The following is a 23,803-nucleotide window of genomic DNA, read 5'->3' as shown; positions in this document are numbered from 1 at the left end:
AAATTACACTACACTGTTGTTACTGTATGGATGAACAGTTGTTTTGCTATGAAGCTATATATTGCGGAAAAACCTTCTTTAGGGCGTGCCATTGCCGCAGCCCTGCCAAAACCCCACAATAAAAAAGAGGGTTACATTGAACTTGGTAATGGCGATTGCGTGACTTGGTGCATCGGCCATTTACTCGAACAAGCCGAACCTGATGATTATGATGCAGCTTATAAAAAGTGGCAGCTACAGCATTTGCCAATTGTTCCCACGCAGTGGCAACTAAAAGCAAAAAGCAAAACTCGCAAACAATTCACCTTAGTCAAAAAGTTGATCAAGCAAGCTTCGCAACTTGTCCATGCTGGTGACCCAGATAGAGAAGGGCAGTTACTTGTTGATGAAGTCATTTCTCAAGCCAATATAAGCGCGGCTAAAAAGCAAAGCATCCAAAGATTATTGATCAGTGATTTGAACTTACCTGCGGTGAAAAAAGCGTTGGCGCAGCTACGCTCTAATGCTGAATTTATTCCATTGAGTGTATCGGCGTTGGCACGTTCGCGAGCGGATTGGCTCTTCGGTATGAATCTCACGCGAGCTTACACACTGGCGGGGCAAAAAGGAGGGTATCAAGGTGTGTTGTCGGTAGGGCGAGTGCAAACTCCGGTATTGGGATTAGTTGTTGCGCGTGACAAGGAAATAAATGAGTTTGTGAGCAAACCTTTTTATGAAGTCGAAGCGCTGATGCGCAGCCAAAACCAACAAGGCTTTACGCTTAAGTGGCAACCCAGTGAGGCGTGTCAGCCTTATCAAGATGAGCAAGGTCGCGTGCTTGTTAAAGCGCTTGCTGATAACGTTATTTCTCGTATTACTGGCCAACAGGGAATCGTTACAGACGTGAAACGGGCCGAGAAAAAGAGTTGGTGGCACTTCCTTATAACCTGTCTGCGCTGCAAATTGACGCAGCAAAGCGATTCGGTCTGGCTGCAAAAGTGGTGCTTGATACGTGCCAAAGTTTGTATGAGAAACATACCTTAATTACCTACCCGCGCTCTGATAATCGTTACCTGCCGAACGACCATTTTTCACAGGCACAAGATATCATCAATAGTGTTGTCGCCAATGGAGTTTTTTCTCAGGAGCAGCTCAACACGGTTAACACAACGAAGAAAGTACGCTGTTTTAATGACGCTAAAGTGGCTGCACACCACGCGATTGTACCGACCAACAAAAAAACGTCTGCGCAACTCACTAACACTGAGCGCCAGATATATGAACTTATTTGTCGCCAATACGTGATGCAGTTCATGCCAGCTTATCGCTACAACCAGACCGATGTAGAAGTGGATATCGCCGGCGGCAGATTCACCACCAAAGCGAAAGAAGAGATTGAACTTGGTTACAAAGTGTTGCTCCCTAAAAAGGAAGACAAAGAAGTACAAATACTGCCACCTTTGAGTGTGGGTGAGCAGGTGTTGTGTGAGGATGCACGCCGGCTTGATAAAAACACCACCCCTCCGGCACATTTTACCGATGCCACTATTTTGGCTGCAATGACCGCGATCAGCCGTTATGTGAAAGATAAAGACATACGCAAAGTATTGCGCGAAACAGACGGTCTTGGCACCGAAGCAACGCGTGCCAGTATTATTGAGCTGTTGTTTAAGCGTGGCTTTTTGGCACGAAGTGGAAAATCAATCATTGCTACTGACGCAGGCGTGGCGTTGATCAATGCATTACCAGAGACGCTATCGACCCCTGATATGACCGCGCATTGGGAAATGGCGTTGGCACAAATAGCCGAAAAGCAGCTGAAATATGATGACTTTATGCAGCCTCTAGTCGGGCAGTTGGGATCGCTAATCGAAGAAGCAAAAAGTTGTGACAGTGCTCAGTTTGCGCACATTAAAGGTCAGGTGAAGAGAAAGTTTAAAGGCGCGAGAAGAAAAAGCCCGCGCCCGAAAAGTAATAAAGCCTCTGCTTAGTCGTTGAACAAAGCGAGTGCGGCGTTACTCATTGCTTTAACACCCGTAGGGATGGCCTTTTGGTAATCCGGTGCAAACTTACTTGAATGCAACGAAGGCAACTGGGTGTTGTTCTTCATTGCGTCGCTGTATGTATCAGGGTTAACGCCACCTAGCCAAAATAGCGTGATGGGTAGGTTGTCTTCTGTACGGCCATACAAACCAAAATCTTCGCCAGCCATTACCGGCTCAGTCAATTCAACGTTACTTTCACCAATGGCGGCTTTAATTGCAGACGTTACGCGTGCGGTTTGTGCAGGGTTATTATAGGTAGATGGGATTGACTCGCCTTCATGAACCACCACTTTAGGGTAGAGTGACTCGTCCAAACCCGCACTTGCAGCGATACCTGCGGTAATACGCTTAATAGCCGCGATTTGTTGTTCACGTACCGCAGGGTTGTAGCTGCGCAATGTTAGTTGCAACTTCACTTCATTTGAAATCACATTGTGCTTAGAGCCGCCGTGAATAGAACCTACGGTGACAACAGAAGGCTCTAGTGGCGAGAGTTCTCGGCTAGTGATAGTTTGCAGCGCAAGCACGATGCGTGAGGCGATAACCACAGGATCAATTGTGGTGTGTGGATACGCGCCATGGCCGCCTTTACCTTTTACATGGATGTCCACGGAGTCGACACTCGCCATGGTGTATTCAGGTTTTAGTGCCACTTTACCTGCAGGAACACTGGCGCTCACGTGCAGGCCGATGATGTGATCTGGCTTAGCGAATTTGTCGAACAGTCCTTCGTTCAACATTGCCTTTGCACCGGCACCGACTTCTTCGGCGGGTTGAGCGACCATCATCAATGTGCCTTGCCATTGTTCTTTGTGGGCAACCAAGTGCTGAGCCGTGCCGATAAAGCTGGTCATGTGAATATCGTGACCACAACCGTGCATCACACCGACTTGTGCGCCTTCTTTATTTACTACCGTAACCTTTGACGCATAAGGCACGCCGGTTTCTTCGATAATAGGTAAGCCATCGGTATCGGTTCGAATCATCACCGTTGGGCCATCACCGTTTTTCAATATGCCAACGACACCGTATCCGCCAACTTCGTCAGTGACTGTAAAACCGAGTTTTTTAAGCTGTTTGGCTATTTTCTTGCCTGTTTCTTTCTCAGAGAAAGAAAGCTCTGGAGATTGATGTAAGTCGAGGTAGATTTTCTCAAGTTCAGGTAGACGCTCTTTTACTTCGATATTTGCATGAACAGGGACAGATGTAGCGAGCACAAGCGCGGTACTGACCATTGTCATTTTATTTAGAAACCCCATAATGATCCTTACTTGTAATAATTAGCTTTGCCACCATATCAAAGCGTAATTCTAAATAGATGGCAACTTAACCATGACGAACAAAATTCAAGTAACCGCTGAAAACATCCAGCAGGTATTAGGACAAACATCAGAAGATAATATCGTTGCCCTGAGCTTTTTCTCTGCACAAAGCCCTGAATGTCTAGACCAAGCACATATTCTTGATGGTCTAGCACAGCAGTATCCACAAAATCTTGTGGTAGCGACGCTTGATTGTGATCAGCAACAAGCACTTGCTGCTCAACTGGCACAGCAAATTGGTTTGCAAGCACTCCCTACACTTGTGCTACTTAAAGGGGGAGCGCCAGTAGATATGCTTCCTGGGCCACAAAGTGAACAGCAAATCAAAGAAGCGCTTCATAAGCACCTCCCTCAGCCACAAGATGCATTACTTCAACAAGCAAAAGAGGCGTTGGCAGCCCAGAACCTCAACGACGCATTCAAATATGCAAAGCAAGCTTATGAAATTGATGCAACTAACTCACGCATTAAACTTGTGTTGGCGGATATCTGTATCCAAATTCATCGTCTAGAAGATGCTAAAGCCTTAATTGAAACAATTGCTCTGGCTGAGCAAGATGCTTACTTTAATAACATCAAGGCAAAATTAGAATTAGCAGAACAAGCGCAAGACTCACCTGAGATACAATCTTTGCAACAAGCCGTTGAACAAGACCCAACAAACCTTGAAAACAAAGTTAAATTATCGGTAGCTCTAAATGAAGCGGGTAGAAAAGAAGAAGCGCTCGCAACATTATTCACTGTGTTATCTAAAGAATCTCAACTTTGGTGACGCGAAGAAATTCTATCTAGACATTATTGCTACCCTTCATGAAGGGGATGCGCTGGCAGCGACATACCGACGCAAGCTGTATAGCATTCTCTACTAATAGTAATGAAGGTAGTAAAGGTATTTATATAAGGTTACGGCGGACTCAGGTTCGCCGTTATTATTTTTGATTACTTACCTTGATCTTTCCCAGAGTTGTTCGATACTTAGTAGTCCTATCACGGAATAATCATAATAAAGCCTGCTTTTTGGCTACATAACACTCACTTTTGAGTGCTTTTTAATCATTTGATACTTAAAACGCATTTTTTAGCAATTTTCTTTAAAAAAGGGGTTGCGTCGAAATCGTTTCTCCCTATAATGCGCATCCACCGACACGGCGGACTGCTTACAAACAAGCGATACGAAGTGAAGGTTGAGTCAAGTAAAACTGGGTTTTGAAAAACTTTAAAGATTCTCAAAATTAAGTGTTGACAACAAATCAGGGTTGAGTAGAATGCACAGCCCTCGAGACGCGAAAGAGTCTCGAAACGTTCTTTAAAAATATGAAGCAATCATCTGTGTGGGCACTCGTACAGGTTGAGTTCTAACAGCAGATTCTAGTTCGCTAGATGACGCAAACAAATTTAGAGTCTCAATTGAACTGAGTGACCAACGGAAACAAGTTTACTTGTTTCAGCACAGTCAATTCGATTCGAAAGAATCAAAATCAGAATTCAATGAGCGCCGAATCTTCGGATTCAAAAAACTTTTAATTGAAGAGTTTGATCATGGCTCAGATTGAACGCTGGCGGCAGGCCTAACACATGCAAGTCGAGCGGTAACATTTCTAGCTTGCTAGAAGATGACGAGCGGCGGACGGGTGAGTAATGCTTGGGAACATGCCTTGAGGTGGGGGACAACCGTTGGAAACGACGGCTAATACCGCATAATGTCTACGGACCAAAGGGGGCTTCGGCTCTCGCCTTTAGATTGGCCCAAGTGGGATTAGCTAGTTGGTGAGGTAATGGCTCACCAAGGCGACGATCCCTAGCTGGTTTGAGAGGATGATCAGCCACACTGGAACTGAGACACGGTCCAGACTCCTACGGGAGGCAGCAGTGGGGAATATTGCACAATGGGCGCAAGCCTGATGCAGCCATGCCGCGTGTGTGAAGAAGGCCTTCGGGTTGTAAAGCACTTTCAGTAAGGAGGAAAGGTTAGTAGTTAATACCTGCTAGCTGTGACGTTACTTACAGAAGAAGCACCGGCTAACTCCGTGCCAGCAGCCGCGGTAATACGGAGGGTGCGAGCGTTAATCGGAATTACTGGGCGTAAAGCGTACGCAGGCGGTTTGTTAAGCGAGATGTGAAAGCCCCGGGCTTAACCTGGGAACTGCATTTCGAACTGGCAAACTAGAGTGTGATAGAGGGTGGTAGAATTTCAGGTGTAGCGGTGAAATGCGTAGAGATCTGAAGGAATACCGATGGCGAAGGCAGCCACCTGGGTCAACACTGACGCTCATGTACGAAAGCGTGGGGAGCAAACAGGATTAGATACCCTGGTAGTCCACGCCGTAAACGATGTCTACTAGAAGCTCGACTTTTCGGAGTTGTTTTTCAAAGCTAACGCATTAAGTAGACCGCCTGGGGAGTACGGCCGCAAGGTTAAAACTCAAATGAATTGACGGGGGCCCGCACAAGCGGTGGAGCATGTGGTTTAATTCGATGCAACGCGAAGAACCTTACCTACACTTGACATACAGAGAACTTACCAGAGATGGTTTGGTGCCTTCGGGAACTCTGATACAGGTGCTGCATGGCTGTCGTCAGCTCGTGTTGTGAGATGTTGGGTTAAGTCCCGCAACGAGCGCAACCCCTATCCTTAGTTGCCAGCGATTCGGTCGGGAACTCTAAGGAGACTGCCGGTGATAAACCGGAGGAAGGTGGGGACGACGTCAAGTCATCATGGCCCTTACGTGTAGGGCTACACACGTGCTACAATGGCGCATACAGAGTGCTGCGAACCTGCGAGGGTAAGCGAATCACTTAAAGTGCGTCGTAGTCCGGATTGGAGTCTGCAACTCGACTCCATGAAGTCGGAATCGCTAGTAATCGCGAATCAGAATGTCGCGGTGAATACGTTCCCGGGCCTTGTACACACCGCCCGTCACACCATGGGAGTGGGTTGCTCCAGAAGTGGATAGTCTAACCTTCGGGAGGACGTTCACCACGGAGTGATTCATGACTGGGGTGAAGTCGTAACAAGGTAGCCCTAGGGGAACCTGGGGCTGGATCACCTCCTTATACGATTTAGAACTAATTTGTTCGCAGTGTCCACACAGATGATTGTTACTTACTGGCTAGGCCGGTAGGTAATATTTTGCTCTTTAAAAATTTGGAAAGCTGATAAAAACTTTGAATTGTTCAATTTGAATGATTTAGAGTTCTCAATAAGTAAAGAAATATGCCAGTCAACGAAAGTTGATTGTGCGTCTACTTTAGTATTCTAACTTCTGGCGAAGTTAAACAGTCCTTGAAATACACACCCTTTTGGGTTGTATGGTTAAGTGACTAAGCGTACACGGTGGATGCCTTGGCAGTTGGAGGCGATGAAGGACGTATTAACTTGCGATAAGCCTGGTCAAGCTAGTAAAAAGCGCTTGAGGCCAGGATTTCCGAATGGGGAAACCCACCTGTTTACAGGTATCTTGCACTGAATACATAGGTGTAAGAGGCGAACGCGGAGAACTGAAACATCTAAGTACCCGTAGGAAAAGAAATCAACCGAGATTCCGAAAGTAGCGGCGAGCGAAATCGGACCAGCCCTTAAGCTTATTTGGTGTTAGTGGAAGCCTCTGGAAAGTGGCACGATACAGGGTGATAGTCCCGTACACGACAATGTCTTATAAGTGAAATCGAGTAGGTCGGAGCACGTGAAACTTTGACTGAATATGGGGGGACCATCCTCCAAGGCTAAATACTCCCAACTGACCGATAGTGAACCAGTACCGTGAGGGAAAGGCGAAAAGAACCCCTGTGAGGGGAGTGAAATAGAACCTGAAACCGTGTACGTACAAGCAGTAGGAGCCCTTCGAGGGTGACTGCGTACCTTTTGTATAATGGGTCAGCGACTTATATTTTGTAGCGAGGTTAACCGATTAGGGTAGCCGTAGTGAAAGCGAGCGTTAACTGCGCGTTGAGTTGCAAGGTATAGACCCGAAACCCGGTGATCTAGCCATGGGCAGGTTGAAGGTTGAGTAACATCAACTGGAGGACCGAACCCACTAACGTTGAAAAGTTAGGGGATGACCTGTGGCTAGGAGTGAAAGGCTAATCAAACCGGGAGATAGCTGGTTCTCCCCGAAATCTATTTAGGTAGAGCCTCGGACGAATACCATTGGGGGTAGAGCACTGTTTGGGCTAGGGGGTCATCCCGACTTACCAACCCCATGCAAACTCCGAATACCAATGAGTACTATCCGGGAGACACACGGCGGGTGCTAACGTCCGTCGTGGAGAGGGAAACAACCCAGACCGCCAGCTAAGGTCCCAAAGTGTATGTTAAGTGGGAAACGATGTGGGAAGGCTAAAACAGCTAGGAGGTTGGCTTAGAAGCAGCCACCCTTTAAAGAAAGCGTAATAGCTCACTAGTCGAGTCGGCCTGCGCGGAAGATGTAACGGGGCTAAACATACCACCGAAGCTGCGGCTGCGAGCTTTGCTCGCGGGGTAGGGGAGCGTTGTGTAAGTGGCTGAAGGTGTGCCGGGAGGCATGCTGGACATATCACAAGTGCGAATGCTGACATGAGTAACGACAATGCGGGTGAAAAACCCGCACGCCGGAAGACCAAGGGTTCCTATCCCATGTTAATCAGGGTAGGGTGAGTCGACCCCTAAGGCGAGGCCGAAAGGCGTAGTCGATGGGAAACGGGTTAATATTCCCGTACTTGGTATAAATGCGATGGGGGGACGGAGAAGGCTAGGCAGGCACGGCGTTGGTTGTCCGTGTGAAAGTATGTAGGCTTGAATCTTAGGAAAATCCGGGATTCTTTAAGGCTGAGATACGAGACGACACTCTACGGAGTGGAAGCTGTTGGTGCCATACTTCCAGGAAAAGCCTCTAAGCTTCAGTTTATATCGAATCGTACCCCAAACCGACACAGGTGGTCAGGTAGAGAATACTAAGGCGCTTGAGAGAACTCGGGTGAAGGAACTAGGCAAAATAGTACCGTAACTTCGGGAGAAGGTACGCTCTTGAGTGTGAAGGACTTGCTCCGTAAGCACTTGAGAGTCGCAGTGACCAGGTGGCTGGGACTGTTTATTAAAAACACAGCACTGTGCTAAATCGCGAGATGACGTATACGGTGTGACACCTGCCCGGTGCCGGAAGGTTAATTGATGGGGTTAGTCTTCGGACGAAGCTCTTGATCGAAGCCCCGGTAAACGGCGGCCGTAACTATAACGGTCCTAAGGTAGCGAAATTCCTTGTCGGGTAAGTTCCGACCTGCACGAATGGTGTAACCATGGCCACGCTGTCTCCACCCGAGACTCAGTGAAATTGAAATCGCAGTGAAGATGCTGTGTACCCGCGGCTAGACGGAAAGACCCCGTGAACCTTTACTACAGCTTGGCACTGAACATTGAGCCTACATGTGTAGGATAGGTGGGAGGCTTTGAAGCGGTGACGCCAGTTACCGTGGAGCCATCCTTGAAATACCACCCTTGTATGTTTGATGTTCTAACGTTGGCCCCTGAATCGGGGTTGCGGACAGTGCCTGGTGGGTAGTTTGACTGGGGCGGTCTCCTCCCAAAGAGTAACGGAGGAGCACGAAGGTTGGCTAAGTACGGTCGGACATCGTACGGTTAGTGTAATGGTAGAAGCCAGCTTAACTGCGAGACAGACACGTCGAGCAGGTACGAAAGTAGGTCATAGTGATCCGGTGGTTCTGAATGGAAGGGCCATCGCTCAACGGATAAAAGGTACTCCGGGGATAACAGGCTGATACCGCCCAAGAGTTCATATCGACGGCGGTGTTTGGCACCTCGATGTCGGCTCATCACATCCTGGGGCTGAAGTCGGTCCCAAGGGTATGGCTGTTCGCCATTTAAAGTGGTACGCGAGCTGGGTTTAGAACGTCGTGAGACAGTTCGGTCCCTATCTGCCGTGGGCGTTTGAGAATTGAGAGGGGCTGCTCCTAGTACGAGAGGACCGGAGTGGACGAACCGCTGGTGTTCGGGTTGTCATGCCAATGGCACTGCCCGGTAGCTACGTTCGGAATCGATAACCGCTGAAAGCATCTAAGCGGGAAGCGAGCCTCGAGATGAGTTCTCACTTGGAGTTCGACTCCACTAAAGGGCCGTTGAAGACTACAACGTTGATAGGCAGGATGTGGAAGCGCTGTGAGGCGTTAAGCTAACCTGTACTAATTACCCGTGAGGCTTAACCATACAACGCCAAAATGGTGTGAGACTGTTAAGTTAGAAGTTAGAAATTAAAGACTGAAGTAGACATTTACTTATAAAGCTTTCCGAATTAATACTGATTGCAATAGCGATTAGTAACCAACTTTGCTTGGTGATAATAGCGTTCTGGACCCACCTGACCCCATGCCGAACTCAGAAGTGAAACGGAACTGCGCCGATGATAGTGTGGCATTTGCCATGTGAAAGTAGGTCATCACCAGGCTCCTAATTTTAGAAAAGCCCGATTCGAATGAGTCGGGCTTTTTAGAGCAAAAAAAAGAATTTACAAGTTTTTGCTTGGCGACCATAGCGTTTTGGAACCACCTGACCCCATGCCGAACTCAGTAGTGAAACGAAACAGCGTCGATGATAGTGTGGCATTTGCCATGTGAAAGTAGAACATCGCCAAGCTCCTAATTATACGAAGAACCCAGCTTATTGCTGGGTTTTTTGCGTTTAGGGTTTAAGGTTATAAACTGGGTGAAGCTAAACCATCTTCAAGCGGTAGCCTACGGCTTATGCGAGTGTTAGACTCGATAGTCTTGGTTTTAAGGTAGTTTGTAGAGTGAGTATTTCAAATGACACGCAGTGCAACTGACGTTGTTTCACAGGTATTAGCACCTTGTTCAGCGCAGCAGTTCTTTGATGAATATTTAGGTAAAAAGCCATTAGTCGTCAAAGGAAAAGGAAGTCGATTCAACATTGCAGGTGATGATCCTCGAAGCAAGATTCTGGATGACTATAATAAATACGCCAGTACCTTAACGTGCCATGCTCATTCTCCGAGTGGACCTCCTCCACATGCTAGACCCGTCAATGATGCATCCGCTTTTTTGGACTTAATATCTGAATACCATAAACTTGGGTATACGGTTCGAGTTCCAGATGTTACTGATCTGTTTGCAAATCTTACTGAATTTACCCGCTCCCTCGAGAAGCTAGTGAACAATGAAGTGGGTGTGGTTGTTTTTTGGAGCGCACCCGGCGCCGCTGCGCCCGTGCATTATGATGAAGTAGACGTCTTTGTTATTCAATTGCAAGGAACGAAGCGTTGGTTTATATCAAATGAGCCATCAACGTTGCCCAATAAGTGGAAAAATGCGGGTGAGCCCGCATCGACATTAACCAATTATCAAACGTTAGATGTTGCGCCAGGCGATCTGATTTATTTACCTCGCGGCACTGTTCATACCGTGCAATCAACCAGTGAATCACTGCACTTATCTATAGGTTTTGTGCCAGTGACCGCACGTGAAGGTATAATTGCAATGACAGATTTTCTTTCAGAGCATAGCTTTTCTCTGCGAAGCGGTTTATTTCCTCGCGTTGATGAGCAATTAGATGATGAAACATTCAAGCAAGTTGCCAATAAGATTCGACAAGAACTTGATCAGCTTGTCACTCAATGCCAATCCGATGACTTTATTAAAGCTGCCTTGTCTCGCCGCAAAGCGAGAATGATCGCTGAATTACCGAAGTTAGACAAAGCCACCCCAAACGGTGTTAGTTTGCAAACTCAGGTAAAACATAACCCTCTAGCGATGAGTGAGATTGTGATGACAAGGGACTTCGTTGATTTCACCTTGCCTGGCGAGCATATACTCATTAACAGCAGTGTAGAAAAAGCAGTTCGTTTTATTGAACAAACTTCGACTTTTGTGGTGAAAGATATCCCCGGCGATATAGGGGATGATGTTCGTGTTGCGTTGGCAAATAAATTTATTAGTAGTGGCTTTTTACAGCTAAGCGAATAGCCCAATCAATTCCTTTGACGACGCGGTTATATGGGTGCGTATTGCGCTGATATAGCCCGTCAAATCATGTCGAGTTTTAATGCTTATTACATCATTCTGCGCATCTAGCGTTTGTACTAATATAGAAAGCGTTAACAATCGGTTGGATATTGTTGATGTGTAAAAGGAAAAGGATGTTCCCCGGCGTTGCGGTTACGAATATCAGCCCTTGAACCCTACGGTTCAAGGCGGAAGACAACTACAAGCCGTAGGCTTCTCGGTACATGCCGAGCTTGCGCAGTAGCCCGCAAGATGCATTCCTGTTTAAAATTTATCGGCTCAGGGACATCATTCGCTGGCCAACAAGCTAGGGAACAATTTAATTATATAAGACAGTGCCGCAGGGATACAGTTTAATCGCAATATTTGTGTTTAAATGCAGGCAAATTGAGCAAGCTGGGCGATATTTGATCGTTATCATATTGCTATCGCTACAATACGGTGGAGTCAGCCCCCGAGCGGTGGTAGCATTACTCACTGTAATCCAAATAATTTCGTCATACGCGAGCCTATCATGAGCGAACAACGTAGCTATCAAGAAGCCCAACTATTATTAGAAAGTAACGATATTTTTGTCATGCCATCTGAAGTGCATGGCATTATCACAGGTTTATTAGCCTGTGGCTTAGATATCGAAGAACATGAATACCAAGGGCTGTTATGTGATGTGCTCAATGATGGCATCAGCTTCGAAAGAACACTCAAGCAATGGCTAAGCGATATCTACAGCCAAGTCGTAGACAGTTTCTCAAATGAACAACTGCAGTTTGAGTTGATGTTGCCTGATGAAGAAGAGAGTTTAATCGACCAAGCCAATGCCTTGGTGGCGTGGGTTAACGGCTTTCTCCTTGGCTTTGGTTTGAAACAACAAGACTACGGCACGCTCTCTGATGATGTAAAAGAGGTGATTCAAGATTTCACCGAAATCAGTCGCCTGGATACACATTTCGATGAAAGCGAAGAAGACAAGCAAGCACTGCATGAGGTGCTAGAATACGTGCGCGTATCGGCCATGCTTTGTTTTGCTGAATTAGGCAAACGTGACTCCACAGCGACCACTTCTAAGACGCTACACTAATGAATATTACCAAAGAAGAATACCTTGCTCGCCAGCATCAATTGCTGGCGCAGATGAAACACAATTCAGTGGCGGTGATCCCTGCAGCAAAAGAGATCACTCGTAGCCGCGATACAGAATTCCCATTTCGCCAAGACAGCGACTTTTTCTACCTGACAGGGTTTAACGAACCCGATGCCATGCTGGTACTGATCAAAGGCGAAGAACAAAAGTCCGTAATCTATGTGCGCGCGAAAGATAAAACCGCTGAGATTTGGCATGGCCGCCGTATGGGTGCCGAAGCAGCAGTAACGCAACTACCCGTTGATGAAGCGTACACCTTAGCTGAACTTGACCAAGGCTTGATTGATGCAGTGAATCAAAAGAGCACGCTTTATTTTGGTCAGGGCGTGTACAAAGACATTGATGAGCAAATTTTCACATTGCTGAACACATTACGCGGCGCCCCTAAAAAAGGGTATCGTGCGCCAGAAGTAATTCGCGATGTGCGCACATTGGTGCATGAGATGCGTTTGTTTAAATCACCTGCTGAGCAAACGATCATGCGCCGCGCTGGTGAGATCAGTGCTGATGCACACAAGCGTGCGATGCGCTTTGCCAAACCAGGCGCGACCGAATATCAACTCGAAGCCGAGTTACATCATCACTACGCTATGAACGGTGCACGTTACCCAGCCTATGGCACCATAGTTGGCGGTGGTGATAATGCGACTATCTTGCACTACACCGAGAACGAATCGCCGCTTAAAGACGGTGACTTAGTCTTGATAGACTCAGGCTGTGAACTTGAAGGTTATGCGGCTGATATCACCCGTACTTTCCCTGTAAATGGCACCTTCTCAGATGCGCAGAAAGCGGTGTACAACGTGGTGCTTAAAGCACAGTATGCGGCGCTTGATTTAGTTAAACCAGGTAATACTCTGGCGCAAGCTGCACAGGTGGTAAATCGTGTTCTGACAGAAGGGCTTATTGACCTTGGACTACTTGAAGGCAACCTTGAAGAGTTACTAGAGAGCCAAGCCTATCGCGCGTTCTACATGCACGGTTTAGGACATTGGTTAGGTCTGGATGTGCACGACGTGGGTGAATATAAGCAAGACGAAAAAGACCGTCCATTCGAGCCGGGTATGGTTCTGACTATCGAACCGGGTTTATACATCAGCGAAGATGCCCCTGTTGCCGAGCAATACCGTGGTATTGGTATTCGCATTGAAGACGATGTGCTGGTTACTGAAAATGGCCATGAAAACCTCACTGCTTCAGTACCAAAAGAAATAGCTGAAATCGAAGCGCTAATGCAGGAGAGCTAAGCAGTGCAGCACGTTGATGTGGTGATAGTTGGTGGCGGCCTTGCGGGAAGTACACTGGCGAATGTTGTGGCGCAGCAATGTCCAGCGCTGAGCATTGCCGTTATTGAGGCCTTCGAGCCAAGCAATGACGCGCCACACCCAAGCTTTGACGACCGCTCAATTGCCTTGGCTGCGGACTCTGTTAATTACCTCAACGCCCATAATCTGTTTAATGAGCACAGTGACTATGCCTGTGCCATTAAAAATGTGCAGGTATCCGATAGAGGCCATTTCGGTAAAACCCAAATCAGCCACCAAGACTATGCCCTTGATGCGTTAGGCTATGTGGTTGAGGTACGTCCTTGGGGGCATGCGTTGCATCGCGCCCTGAGCGCACACCCAAAAATTACACAATTCTGCCCTGCAAAGGTCACAGCCGTGTCTATGCATGCAGATCACAATCACATCACACTGGATGATGGCACCGAACTCGCGGCTAAGCTCACGGTAATTGCTGATGGCGCGCAGTCACACACGCGTTCATTAATGCACCTTGATTTCCACACTCAGCACTACACTCAGCACGCCTTAATTGCCAATGTAGAAGTGCAGGCTGATCACCAAGGTCATGCCTATGAGCGTTTTACTCACCATGGGCCTTTGGCCTTGCTGCCGATGTCGCGTAAACGCTATTCACTGGTGTGGTGCGACGAAGCAGACAAACTTAACGAACTGCAACAGCTATGCAGTGATGAGTTTGTAAAGGCATTGCAAGATGAGTTCGGCTATCGCGCTGGCTTGTTCACCCAAGTAGGGGAGCGCAGTGTGTATCCTCTGGTGTGGGGGCGTATAAATAGGTTGGTGAGTAACCGTGCGGTGGTGATAGGTAATGCTGCTCACGCTATTCATCCCATTGCAGGGCAAGGTTTTAACCTTGGTCTGCGTGATATCAAAGAATTGGTCGCGCGTATCGCTTATGCTAGCGACGATTTAGGCTCCTATGCCTTTACTTCTGCTTACGCACAAGCACGTGAGCAAGATATTACCCGCGTAATGACCCTCACAGATGGGTTGGTACGTACATTTTCAAACAGTGCGCGCAGTATTGCCCTTGGGCGCAGTGTCGGTTTGGCATCGATGCAGCTATGCAGCTCGCTGCGCCAACCATTAGCAAAACAATTAATGGGGTTTAATTAACGCATGTTTCAAGCAAAGGTAGCCGTGATCGGTGGTGGGTGTGTTGGCTTAAGTGCGGCACTGGCACTGAGTTTACAAGGCATTTCGGTAGTCGTTATTGATGCTGGTGACAAATGCGCACCTTTAAGCGATGACTACGGCCTGCGCGTCAGTGCGATTAACCACGCCAGTGAAGCCTTGTTTACTGAACTCGGTGCATGGCCACACATGCAAACACAGCGCATAAGCCCCTACACGCAAATGGATGTACGCGATAAAGACAGCTTCGCTCACATCCACTTCAGCAGCGCCGAGTACGACGTATCGCACCTAGGCCATATTATCGAGAATGACGTCATTCATCGCGCCTTGATCACTGAGCTTGAGCAGCAAAGTAATGTTACCTTGCTGTTTAATCATGCCTACAAAGATATTCACCAAAGTGAAAGTAATGTGCTGATCACGCTGGATAACGGCTCACCGGTCATGTGTGAGTTACTGATTGCAGCGGATGGCGCTAATTCAGGCGTGCGTCAGCGCTTTAATATGCCGATCACCTTTAAGGATTACGATCATCATGCGCTGGTTGCGACCGTGAAAACCCAGCACAGTAACGAGCAGTGCGCGCGTCAGGTGTTCTTACCCGATGGTCCATTGGCCTTTTTACCGTTGCCAGATGAACACATGCATTCCATTGTGTGGTCGTGCTCACCGCAGCAAGCGAAAGCTTATCAAGCCATGAGCGATGAAGACTTTAATAAAGCTTTATTCACGGCTTTTGATGGCCAATGTGGGTTAGTGGAAGTGCAATCGGCGCGTCCAGTATTCCCATTAACCATGCGCTACGCACGTCAATGGGTGCTTGATCGTATTGTGCTCATGGGCGATGCCGCGCATACCATTCACCCACTTGCGGGCTTGGGGATGAACCTAGGGTTGAAAGATGCGGCCCGTTTTGCGCGATTAGTGGCTGAGCCGCTGAACAATGCAGATGCAGATTTACCTCGCGCACTGCGCAGTTATGAACGTGAGCGCAAACTGGATGCACAAAAGCACATCGCCACCATGCAAGGTTTGAAAAGCGTGTTTGCGGGCGCGAACCCAATCAAAAAATTGGTGCGTGGTTTAGGTTTAAGTGCGGTAAACGACATCAAGCCGTTGAAACAACTCTTTGCTGAGCAAGCTTTGGGCAAATAGCCCAAAGCCTATTTTAAGCTAGCTCAAGCGTAAGGTAATAAACTCGGCCAGTTTATCGATGGCATTGGCGGGTTCTTGAGCACGTTTGATTAAACTAATTCCCACTTGGCCAAGCGCCGGCAGTACATCGGTGCTGGTTGTAAATGGCAACTCTTCCGGCACCGTTTTACGTGCTAACACAGTGATCCCCAACTGCTCTTTAATCGCCGCAGTTAAGCCAGTTAAGTCTGCGTTGGTGTAAACCACGCGCCAAGGAATACCCGCTTGCTCCAGCGCTTCAATCGCACGACGGCGATAAATACAACCTTGTGGCGCCACCACCAAAGTCACAGGTGTGCTCGGGCTAATGGCGGTATTACCTACCCACACTAGATCATCTTGCAAAAAGCTCGGATAGTGGGGATTATCTAATTGCTCTACCAGCGTCAGCACCAAATCAAACTCATCGCGATTACTCACATGCATCAGTTGCTTGCTGAGCTCTGATTTCACTTCCAACGATACATCCGGATACAGCGACACAAAATCGCCAATGATCGAGGGCAAAATACTCGCCGCGAATTCACTGGGGATCCCCAAACGTACCTTACCTGTCACCGTTTCATTGCTGAACAGCTGCAAGATAGCATCATTCTCTTTAAGAATTTGCTTGGCTAAGGGGAGTAGTTGTTCACCTTGGTGATTAAGTACTTGGCGCTGACCTTGCTTTTTAAACAGCTTGCGACCGAGTAGGTCTTCAAGTCGTTTAATCTGCAAACTCACCGCTGGCTGCGATAAACCCAGTAATTCACCTGCCTTTGCAAAGCCACCTACGTCTACCACGGTGACCAAAGTACGCAGGCTGTCCATTGGGATGTTCTTCATATTAGCTATCGAAATTTATTGCTTAAAATACATTTGCATTATTTATCAATCGATAAAAAATTACAATTTGTTGTTGAAAAAGCCCAGCTCTATACTGCCATCAAGTTAAAAATTATCAGTTGAGGCAGCTATGGCAATTCAATCACTCTTTTTTGCCCGTCATCACGGGGCAATTGATGCCAGCACCAATACCTTTGTAAATGCACACGAGCACATCATCGACTTAGGTGGCTCAGAAGTGTTGTTGTTATTACAAAGCTTAAAAAGCAGCACCCTAAATTGGGCAACCAAATCGGGTATGGCAGTGCGCTACGACTTAGCTGATAAGGGCGTGTCATTCGATGTATTTTTCTTAAGCGATACTGCGTTGCGTGTTGTAACCACCGACGCACAAAAAGTGACGGCGCTGCTTAATGAAGCCAGTGAGCAATTTGATGTGGATGTAATGCCGCGCACTGAGCTTGCCAGTTTGCATTTTAGCGGCCCTGATGCCGATGAGTTTTTAAGCACGCAATTTAGCCTATATATGGGCATGGCGCTTGGCCAAGTCACTCAGCATTATGGCGTGCAGTGTGATACCTGTTTTGTGGTAGCCAGTGCCGACAATGGTGAGCAGTACTATCGTGTATTTGCACAACCAGAAACATTGAATACACTTACGCACAGTTTGACTGGCGCGCGTTTTAACCCCCAAGCACACGCTGCTTAAACGCCGCCGGAAGAAATGTACGCTTTTTCTAACAGATGTTACAAAAGTAATTATTAATTTGGGTGCGAGCGACAAACAACTTATGTATAATCGCGGCCCATGTTATTCCCCCTCAATTTATGAGGCCACGCCCACCATACTGGGTTAGTAAAAAGTGAAGGAATATTATGTCTTCTAAAACACCTCTACATGCCAAGCACCTAGAAGCGGGTGCCAAAATGGTTGATTTCTTCGGCTGGGATATGCCAATCAACTACGGTTCGCAAATCGAAGAACACAACGCTGTGCGTACCGATGCTGGCATGTTCGACGTATCACACATGACCATCGTTGACGTTCAAGGCGATGACGCAAAAGCATTCCTACAGAAGCTTGTAGCTAATGACGTTGCTAAGTTAACTGTACCGGGTAAAGCACTTTACACAGGTATGCTTAACGAGCAAGGCGGTGTGATCGACGATTTGATCATCTATTTCTTCAGCGACACTAAGTACCGCCTAGTGGTTAACTCAGCAACACGTGAAAAAGACTTAGCGCACCTAAGCGTAGTGTCTGCTGATTTCAGCGTGACTGTGACAGAGCGCCCAGAGTTCGCAATGATTGCGGTTCAAGGCCCTAACGCGAAAGCGAAAACAGCAACAGTATTAAGCGCAGCGCAACAAGAAGCAGTGGCAGACATGAAGCCATTCTTTGGTGTGCAAGCGGGTGATTTATTTATCGCCACAACAGGCTATACTGGCGAAGATGGGTACGAAATCGTAGTACCAAACGAGCAAGCAGCTGACCTATGGCAGCAGCTTCTAGACGCAGGCGTAGCGCCAGCAGGTCTAGGTGCTCGTGACACACTACGTCTAGAAGCGGGTATGAACCTATACGGTCAAGACATGGACGAAAGCGTGTCGCCACTTGCGGCGAACATGGCTTGGACCATTGCTTGGGAACCAGCTGAGCGTAACTTCATCGGCCGTGAAGTAGTAGAACAACAACGCGCTGATAAGAGCACTGACAAACTTGTTGGTCTTGTGCTTGAAGAAAAAGGCGTGTTACGCGGTGGCCTAAAAGTAATGTGTGATGCAGGCGAAGGGGTGATCACCTCGGGTACTTTCTCACCTACACTAGGTCACAGTATTGCACTTGCACGTGTACCGCGCGAAATCGGCGACACAGCGCAAGTTGAAATGCGTAAAAAATTAGTCAATGTTAAAGTGGTTAAGCCTTGCTTTGTGCGTCAAGGTAAAGCCGTAGTATAAGAATTTAAATTTACACCAAAGGAACAGACAATGAGCAACATTCCAAGCGAGTTAAAGTACGCTAGTTCACACGAGTGGGTACGCGCTGAAGGCGATGGTACTTACACTGTAGGTATCACTGAGCACGCGCAAGAGCTTCTAGGCGACATGGTATTCGTAGAATTACCAGAAGTGGGTGACGAAGTTGACGCAGGTGAAGACTGTGCAGTTGCTGAGTCTGTAAAAGCGGCTTCAGACATCTACGCGCCAATCGGCGGTGAAATCGTTGCAATCAACGAAGAACTAGAAGACGCGCCTGAGACAGTTAACTCAGACCCATACGGTGACGGCTGGTTGTTCCGTATTAAAGCGTCAGACGAGTCTGAGCTTGATAACTTACTTGACGCTGAAGGCTACACGAACAGCATCGACGACGAGTAATATTCGTTTGGGCTGCGGCCCTAAAAAGCCCCGTTTCGGGGCTTTTTAAGTTTATGTGCCGCCATATCGGCACCTTTACAGGTTTGGTGTAACGCCTTGTTTGTAGGCAAAACCCCCACCAAATCGCATTAAATTTCTTGGATCATAGGAATCTGGACATATGTCAAATGCCAAATCTCTTGAACAGTTAGAGCAAAAGCAAGATTTTATTCGTCGTCACATTGGCCCGAGCCCGGCGCAAATGAGCGACATGCTTAGCGCTCTTGGAGTATCGAGTGTTGAAGAGCTTATGGAACAAACTGTTCCTGCTAGCATTCGTCTTGAGAACGGCCTGCAAATTGGCGAAAGCCGCACTGAGGTTGAAACCCTGAGCTACCTAAAATCAGTAGCTAGCCAAAACAAGGTATTCAAATCATACATCGGTCAGGGTTACCACCCGACACATGTACCTCACGTGATCCTGCGTAACGTTTTAGAAAACCCAGGTTGGTACACCGCATACACGCCTTACCAGCCAGAGATTGCACAAGGTCGTTTGGAATCACTACTTAACTTCCAAACGCTATCAATGGACCTAACCGGTCTTGACCTTGCAAGCGCGTCACTTCTTGACGAGTCAACTGCTGCTGCTGAAGCAATGGCACTTGCAAAGCGCGTTTCTAAAGCGAAAAAAGCAAATGCATTCTTTATTGCAGAAGACGTTCACGTACAAACTATCGACGTAGTAAAAACACGTGCCGAGCAGTTTGGTTTTGACATCATCATTGGTCCTGCAAGCGAAGCTGCAAACCATGAGATCTTCGGTGCCTTATTCCAGTATCCAACAACAAGTGGTGAAGTGGTTGATTTAACTGACCTTATCGCTGCTGTACAAAGCAAAAAAGCACTTGCGTGTGTTGCTGCAGACATCATGGCGCTAATGCTACTTAAAGCACCAGGTAAACTAGGTGCAGACGTAGTACTTGGTTCAGCACAGCGTTTTGGTGTGCCTATGGGCTACGGTGGTCCACACGCGGCATTCTTCACCACGCGTGATGCATACAAGCGTTCACTACCAGGTCGTATCATCGGTGTGTCAAAAGACCGCCTAGGTAACGACGCATTGCGCATGGCAATGCAAACACGTGAACAGCACATCCGCCGTGAAAAAGCGAACTCAAACATCTGTACTGCACAGGTGTTACTAGCGAACATGGCAGCGTTCTACGCGGTTTACCACGGCCCACAAGGTCTGAAAACAATCGCTGAGCGTATCCACCGTTTTGCTGACATCCTAGCTGCTGGCCTTAAAGAGAAAGGCGTAGCGCTTAAGCACGACACATGGTTCGACACCATCACTGTTGTTGCTGATAACAAAGACGAAGTCGTTGCACGCGCATTGGCAGCAGAAGTTAACTTCGCGACGAATCACGCAGGTGAGTACTCAATCTCTGTATCTGAGACCACAACTCGTGAAGACGTACTAGAGCTATTCGACATCATCCTAGGTGAAGGTCATGGTCTAGACGTAGCGGCACTTGATGCACAAATCAGCGCCAATGGTTCACCGTCTATCCCAGCTAGCCTAGTACGTGATGACGAAGTGCTAACGCACCCGAACTTCAACTCGTACCACAGCGAAACTGAGATGCTTCGTTATATCAAGCGTCTAGAAAACAAAGACTTATCGCTTAACCACTCAATGATCTCGTTAGGTTCATGTACGATGAAACTAAACGCGACAGCAGAGATGATCCCAATCACATGGCCAGAGTTTGCAAACTTGCACCCATTCTGCCCATTGGATCAAGCGGCAGGTTACCAAGTGATGATCAACGAGCTACACGACTGGTTAGTAAACATCACAGGTTACGATGCAGTATCACTACAGCCTAACTCAGGTGCACAGGGTGAATACGCAGGTCTTATCGCGATTCGTAAATACCACGAATCACGTGGCGAAGGTCACCGTAACGTATGTTTGATCCCAAGCTCTGCACACGGTACTAACCCTGCATCAGCGCAAATGGCCAGCATGAAGATTGTGGTTGTTGATTGCGACAAGCAAGGTAACGTAGATATGGCTGACCTTAAAGCGAAAGCTGAAGAAGTGTCAGAGAACCTATCGTGCATCATGATCACATACCCGTCTACACACGGTGTATACGAAGAAACGATCCGTGAAATTTGCGACATCGTGCACCAGCACGGCGGCCAAGTATACATGGACGGCGCGAACATGAACGCGCAAGTAGGTGTAACAAGCCCAGGCTTCATCGGTTCAGACGTATCGCACCTTAACCTACACAAAACATTCTGTATCCCACACGGTGGTGGCGGCCCAGGTGTTGGCCCAATCGGTGTTAAATCACACCTAGCGCCATTTATGCCTAACCACAGCGTAATCAACGTACCGGGTACGAACGTAGACAACGGCGCGGTGTCAGCTGCTCCTTACGGCTCTGCGGCAATCCTACCAATTTCATGGGCATACATTGCCATGATGGGTAGCGAAGGCCTACGTGAAGCAACAGAAACAGCGATTGTGAATGCAAACTACCTAGCTGAAAAGCTAAGCGAGCATTACCCAATTCTATACCGTGGCCGTAACAACCGCGTTGCGCACGAGTGTATTGTTGACCTACGCCCACTGAAAGAAGCCACTGGCGTATCTGAAATGGACGTAGCGAAGCGCTTAATGGACTACGGTTTCCACTCACCAACAATGTCGTTCCCAGTAGCGGGCACATTGATGATTGAGCCAACTGAATCTGAGTCTAAAGTAGAGATCGACCGTTTCATCGAAGCGATGGTGTCAATCAAGAGCGAAATCGACAAGATTGCCTCTGGCGAGTGGTCAATTGAAGACAACCCGCTAGTATACGCGCCGCACACGCAGGCAGACGTACTAGGCAACGACTGGAACCGCGCATACGACCGTTTCTATGCTGCATTCCCAGTTGAAAGCGTAGCCAAGAACAAGTTCTGGCCAACAGTAACACGTATCGATGACGTGTTCGGTGACCGTAACCTGATCTGTTCTTGTCCAGCGGTAGATACGTATCGCGACGAGTAATTGGTGTTAATCTCGCTGCAGAGCGAGGGCTGATTAACAACATTTGGAAAGCGCCCCTGAAAAGGGGCGCTTTTTTTGTGGGTGTTATACGGCGAATGACCGCCTGTTGGTCAGACTTTGCCGACATGGTTGGCGGTAGTAGAGCAATGCAGGTGCATATTGCCGATAAGTCTGACAGCTTGATATTTTCGATAAATCTAAACTTAGGATTTTCAAATTAATCTCTTGTCGGGCCGCCGATTTCGGGTCAGAGGATGTACAGATGTAATCTCCTTTAAAGAATCGATAGGTCGAGTCATCAACACATATCCCCCAGAGCACATCTCCAACGAGATCACCTTTGTCTAAAACCGAAACTATTTGCCAGTCTTTCACTATTGTATTCATGAGTGTGCCCTTATAGATAGCCATAACTCATGGTAGTTAAAAACGATTTAAAACAATACTAAAAGCATGGAGGTAATCCTGAGTTTTTTGGTGCCATTTGATAACGGTATGATATTGATATATTTTATTCGTAAATTGACAATCAGCTCTAGATTATATAAAAAGGATATGGCTTTGCGGTTCAGTGCCGTATGCTGTGATCACCAGATCGAACTAATGCTATTAGTAATACATTAGTTATGAACACTCGTTCCAGTTATGTAAAAAATCTATGAAAACCCAAGTAATAGATGCCTGAACTCTAGCCCCAACACCATGAAAAACATTACTTTCGAAATTTATCACCCTGATTTAGATATTGTATCTGATCGAACATTACGTTCAATTCTTAAAAAGTTTTCGTCTCTTTTAAGGGAGATCCAATATCAGGAAGTCTTCCACTTTATTAACAGCAGCGATTTATCACCATCTCAAAAACAATCTTTAAGAGATAGGTTAAAAGGGCCGCTAAACCACATTGATGCTTACTATGTTGAACGTATTGAAAAAGGTAGCATTTTAATTGTCGGAGCGTTGACAGCTACTGGCTTGTGGCTTCTTAAAAATACAATTGGGGAATCAATAAAAGAAGCGTGGAAGCAAAGTGAAATGCACTCAAACCTTGTTGATTACCTTTCTAAGCCAAAAGTAAGAGACGAAGTTGTAGATAGATGTATTGACAGAGTTTTTGACGCTTGGAACTTCGAGGGGTTTGTAATTGAGAGTATTGAAAAAGAGAAAAATGGTGAGGATTTAAAAGTTAGAATTAATTTAGATACTGACCCAATACTTAAACAACATGTCAAAGAAAATGTGCATGAAGTAAATGTTGAATTTTTACTGCAAGAGCTTGAGAAAGAAATTATTCGATTAAAGACCGAGGATTTTTAAGTTAACCAACTTAATTGCAAGCAGCCTTAGTGAGCAAGTGCGTTTTTTCTGGAAGTTAACCAACTTAGTTACGACAAAATCGTCCTAAGTCATTGAAA

At 47.1% G+C, this 23,803-nt stretch carries 12 protein-coding genes, 4 rRNA genes, 1 other RNA gene and 2 pseudogenes; 16 read left to right on the top strand and 3 right to left on the bottom strand.

What is annotated here, in order from left to right; all coding sequences use genetic code 11:
* Positions 1-48: 48 nt before the first annotated feature.
* Positions 49-1,970, top strand: a pseudogene (locus ACH19P_RS12870) (DNA topoisomerase III).
* Here the strand turns inward: ACH19P_RS12870 and ACH19P_RS12865 are convergent.
* Positions 1,967-3,265 (bottom strand): M20 metallopeptidase family protein, encoded by a 1,299-nt coding sequence (locus ACH19P_RS12865; protein WP_462159353.1) that lies wholly within the window; start codon positions 3,263-3,265, stop codon positions 1,967-1,969. The pseudogene ACH19P_RS12870 and the gene ACH19P_RS12865 sit on opposite strands and share 4 nt — an antisense overlap.
* A 91-nt stretch (positions 3,266-3,356) precedes the next feature.
* On the opposite strand from ACH19P_RS12865, the pseudogene ACH19P_RS12860 reads away from it, so the two are divergent.
* From ACH19P_RS12860 to ACH19P_RS12835, 6 genes and pseudogenes are all read left to right on the top strand, one after another.
* Positions 3,357-4,215 (top strand): annotated as a pseudogene (locus tag ACH19P_RS12860) (tetratricopeptide repeat protein).
* Positions 4,216-4,867: 652 nt separating this feature from the next.
* Positions 4,868-6,400 (top strand): 16S ribosomal RNA (locus tag ACH19P_RS12855).
* A 257-nt stretch (positions 6,401-6,657) separates the two neighbouring features.
* Positions 6,658-9,542: ribosomal RNA gene (locus ACH19P_RS12850) — 23S ribosomal RNA — on the top strand.
* Positions 9,543-9,665: 123 nt separating this feature from the next.
* A 5S ribosomal RNA gene (gene rrf / locus ACH19P_RS12845) occupies positions 9,666-9,780 on the top strand.
* 73 nt (positions 9,781-9,853) lie between these two features.
* Positions 9,854-9,968, top strand: a 5S ribosomal RNA gene (gene rrf / locus ACH19P_RS12840).
* The 16S, 23S and 5S rRNA genes sit together here, the layout of an rRNA operon.
* 167 nt (positions 9,969-10,135) lie before the next feature.
* On the top strand, positions 10,136-11,311 hold the full coding sequence (locus ACH19P_RS12835; protein WP_462158929.1) for a JmjC domain-containing protein: 1,176 nt from the start codon (positions 10,136-10,138) through the stop codon (positions 11,309-11,311).
* Positions 11,312-11,484: 173 nt separating this feature from the next.
* On the opposite strand, the gene ssrS is transcribed toward ACH19P_RS12835, so the two are convergent.
* Positions 11,485-11,667, bottom strand: a non-coding RNA gene (gene ssrS / locus ACH19P_RS12830) — 6S RNA.
* 197 nt (positions 11,668-11,864) lie between these two features.
* Between ssrS and ACH19P_RS12825 the strand changes: the two genes are divergently transcribed.
* From ACH19P_RS12825 to ACH19P_RS12810, 4 genes are read left to right on the top strand one after another with little or no spacing between them, the layout of a single operon-like run.
* Positions 11,865-12,428 carry a UPF0149 family protein gene (locus ACH19P_RS12825; RefSeq protein ID WP_462158927.1) on the top strand — a complete coding sequence of 188 codons (564 nt, stop codon included), beginning with the start codon at positions 11,865-11,867 and terminating at the stop codon, positions 12,426-12,428.
* Positions 12,428-13,738: a Xaa-Pro aminopeptidase gene (gene pepP, locus ACH19P_RS12820; protein ID WP_462158926.1), complete on the top strand. Its 1,311-nt coding sequence runs from the start codon at positions 12,428-12,430 to the stop codon at positions 13,736-13,738. Before ACH19P_RS12825 ends, pepP begins: the two co-directional genes overlap by 1 nt.
* Before the next feature lie 3 nt (positions 13,739-13,741).
* A complete protein-coding gene (ubiH, locus tag ACH19P_RS12815) occupies positions 13,742-14,914 on the top strand; it encodes a 2-octaprenyl-6-methoxyphenyl hydroxylase (RefSeq protein ID WP_462158924.1) in 1,173 nt (390 codons plus the stop codon).
* Positions 14,915-14,917: 3 nt separating this feature from the next.
* The gene (locus tag ACH19P_RS12810; protein ID WP_462158923.1) at positions 14,918-16,090 is read left to right on the top strand and encodes an FAD-dependent oxidoreductase; all 1,173 of its coding nucleotides are present in this window, start codon (positions 14,918-14,920) and stop codon (positions 16,088-16,090) included.
* Positions 16,091-16,108: 18 nt separating this feature from the next.
* Here the strand turns inward: ACH19P_RS12810 and ACH19P_RS12805 are convergent, their stop codons facing one another.
* Positions 16,109-16,954 (bottom strand): LysR substrate-binding domain-containing protein, encoded by an 846-nt coding sequence (locus ACH19P_RS12805; protein ID WP_347388841.1) that lies wholly within the window; start codon positions 16,952-16,954, stop codon positions 16,109-16,111.
* 130 nt (positions 16,955-17,084) lie between these two features.
* Here ACH19P_RS12805 and ACH19P_RS12800 point away from each other — a divergent pair, with 130 nt between their 5' ends.
* The 5 genes from ACH19P_RS12800 (at position 17,085) to ACH19P_RS12780 (ending at position 23,705) form a co-directional block, all read left to right on the top strand.
* Positions 17,085-17,663 carry a hypothetical protein gene (locus ACH19P_RS12800; protein ID WP_462158921.1) on the top strand — a complete coding sequence of 193 codons (579 nt, stop codon included), beginning with the start codon at positions 17,085-17,087 and terminating at the stop codon, positions 17,661-17,663.
* Positions 17,664-17,830: 167 nt separating this feature from the next.
* Positions 17,831-18,913 (top strand): glycine cleavage system aminomethyltransferase GcvT, encoded by a 1,083-nt coding sequence (gene gcvT / locus ACH19P_RS12795; RefSeq protein ID WP_462158920.1) that lies wholly within the window; start codon positions 17,831-17,833, stop codon positions 18,911-18,913.
* A gap of 30 nt (positions 18,914-18,943) precedes the next feature.
* Positions 18,944-19,333 (top strand): glycine cleavage system protein GcvH, encoded by a 390-nt coding sequence (gene gcvH, locus ACH19P_RS12790; protein ID WP_347388844.1) that lies wholly within the window; start codon positions 18,944-18,946, stop codon positions 19,331-19,333.
* A gap of 160 nt (positions 19,334-19,493) precedes the next feature.
* Positions 19,494-22,388, top strand: coding sequence for an aminomethyl-transferring glycine dehydrogenase (gene gcvP / locus ACH19P_RS12785; protein ID WP_462158919.1), 2,895 nt, complete (start codon positions 19,494-19,496; stop codon positions 22,386-22,388).
* Between the two features lie 702 nt (positions 22,389-23,090).
* Complete coding sequence (locus ACH19P_RS12780; protein WP_462158917.1) at positions 23,091-23,705, top strand: hypothetical protein; 615 nt, start codon at positions 23,091-23,093, stop codon at positions 23,703-23,705.
* Positions 23,706-23,803: the final 98 nt, after the last annotated feature.

Source organism: Pseudoalteromonas sp. GB56 (assembly GCF_054923835.1).
The sequence above is the reverse complement of the archived record's forward strand: the minus strand, read 5'-3'. Positions and strand labels throughout refer to the sequence as shown.

Bases quoted from the DNA above. Each gene is read 5' to 3' on its own strand.
- ACH19P_RS12865 (WP_462159353.1), bottom strand. From the start codon at position 3,265: ATGACAATGGTCAGTACCGCGCTTGTGCTCGCTACATCTGTCCCTGTT.
- ACH19P_RS12835 (WP_462158929.1), top strand. From the start codon at position 10,136: ATGACACGCAGTGCAACTGACGTTGTTTCACAGGTATTAGCACCTTGT.
- ACH19P_RS12825 (WP_462158927.1), top strand. From the start codon at position 11,865: ATGAGCGAACAACGTAGCTATCAAGAAGCCCAACTATTATTAGAAAGT.
- pepP (WP_462158926.1), top strand. From the start codon at position 12,428: ATGAATATTACCAAAGAAGAATACCTTGCTCGCCAGCATCAATTGCTG.
- ACH19P_RS12810 (WP_462158923.1), top strand. From the start codon at position 14,918: ATGTTTCAAGCAAAGGTAGCCGTGATCGGTGGTGGGTGTGTTGGCTTA.
- ACH19P_RS12805 (WP_347388841.1), bottom strand. From the start codon at position 16,954: ATGAAGAACATCCCAATGGACAGCCTGCGTACTTTGGTCACCGTGGTA.
- ACH19P_RS12800 (WP_462158921.1), top strand. From the start codon at position 17,085: ATGGCAATTCAATCACTCTTTTTTGCCCGTCATCACGGGGCAATTGAT.
- gcvT (WP_462158920.1), top strand. From the start codon at position 17,831: ATGTCTTCTAAAACACCTCTACATGCCAAGCACCTAGAAGCGGGTGCC.
- gcvH (WP_347388844.1), top strand. From the start codon at position 18,944: ATGAGCAACATTCCAAGCGAGTTAAAGTACGCTAGTTCACACGAGTGG.
- gcvP (WP_462158919.1), top strand. From the start codon at position 19,494: ATGTCAAATGCCAAATCTCTTGAACAGTTAGAGCAAAAGCAAGATTTT.
- ACH19P_RS12780 (WP_462158917.1), top strand. From the start codon at position 23,091: ATGAAAAACATTACTTTCGAAATTTATCACCCTGATTTAGATATTGTA.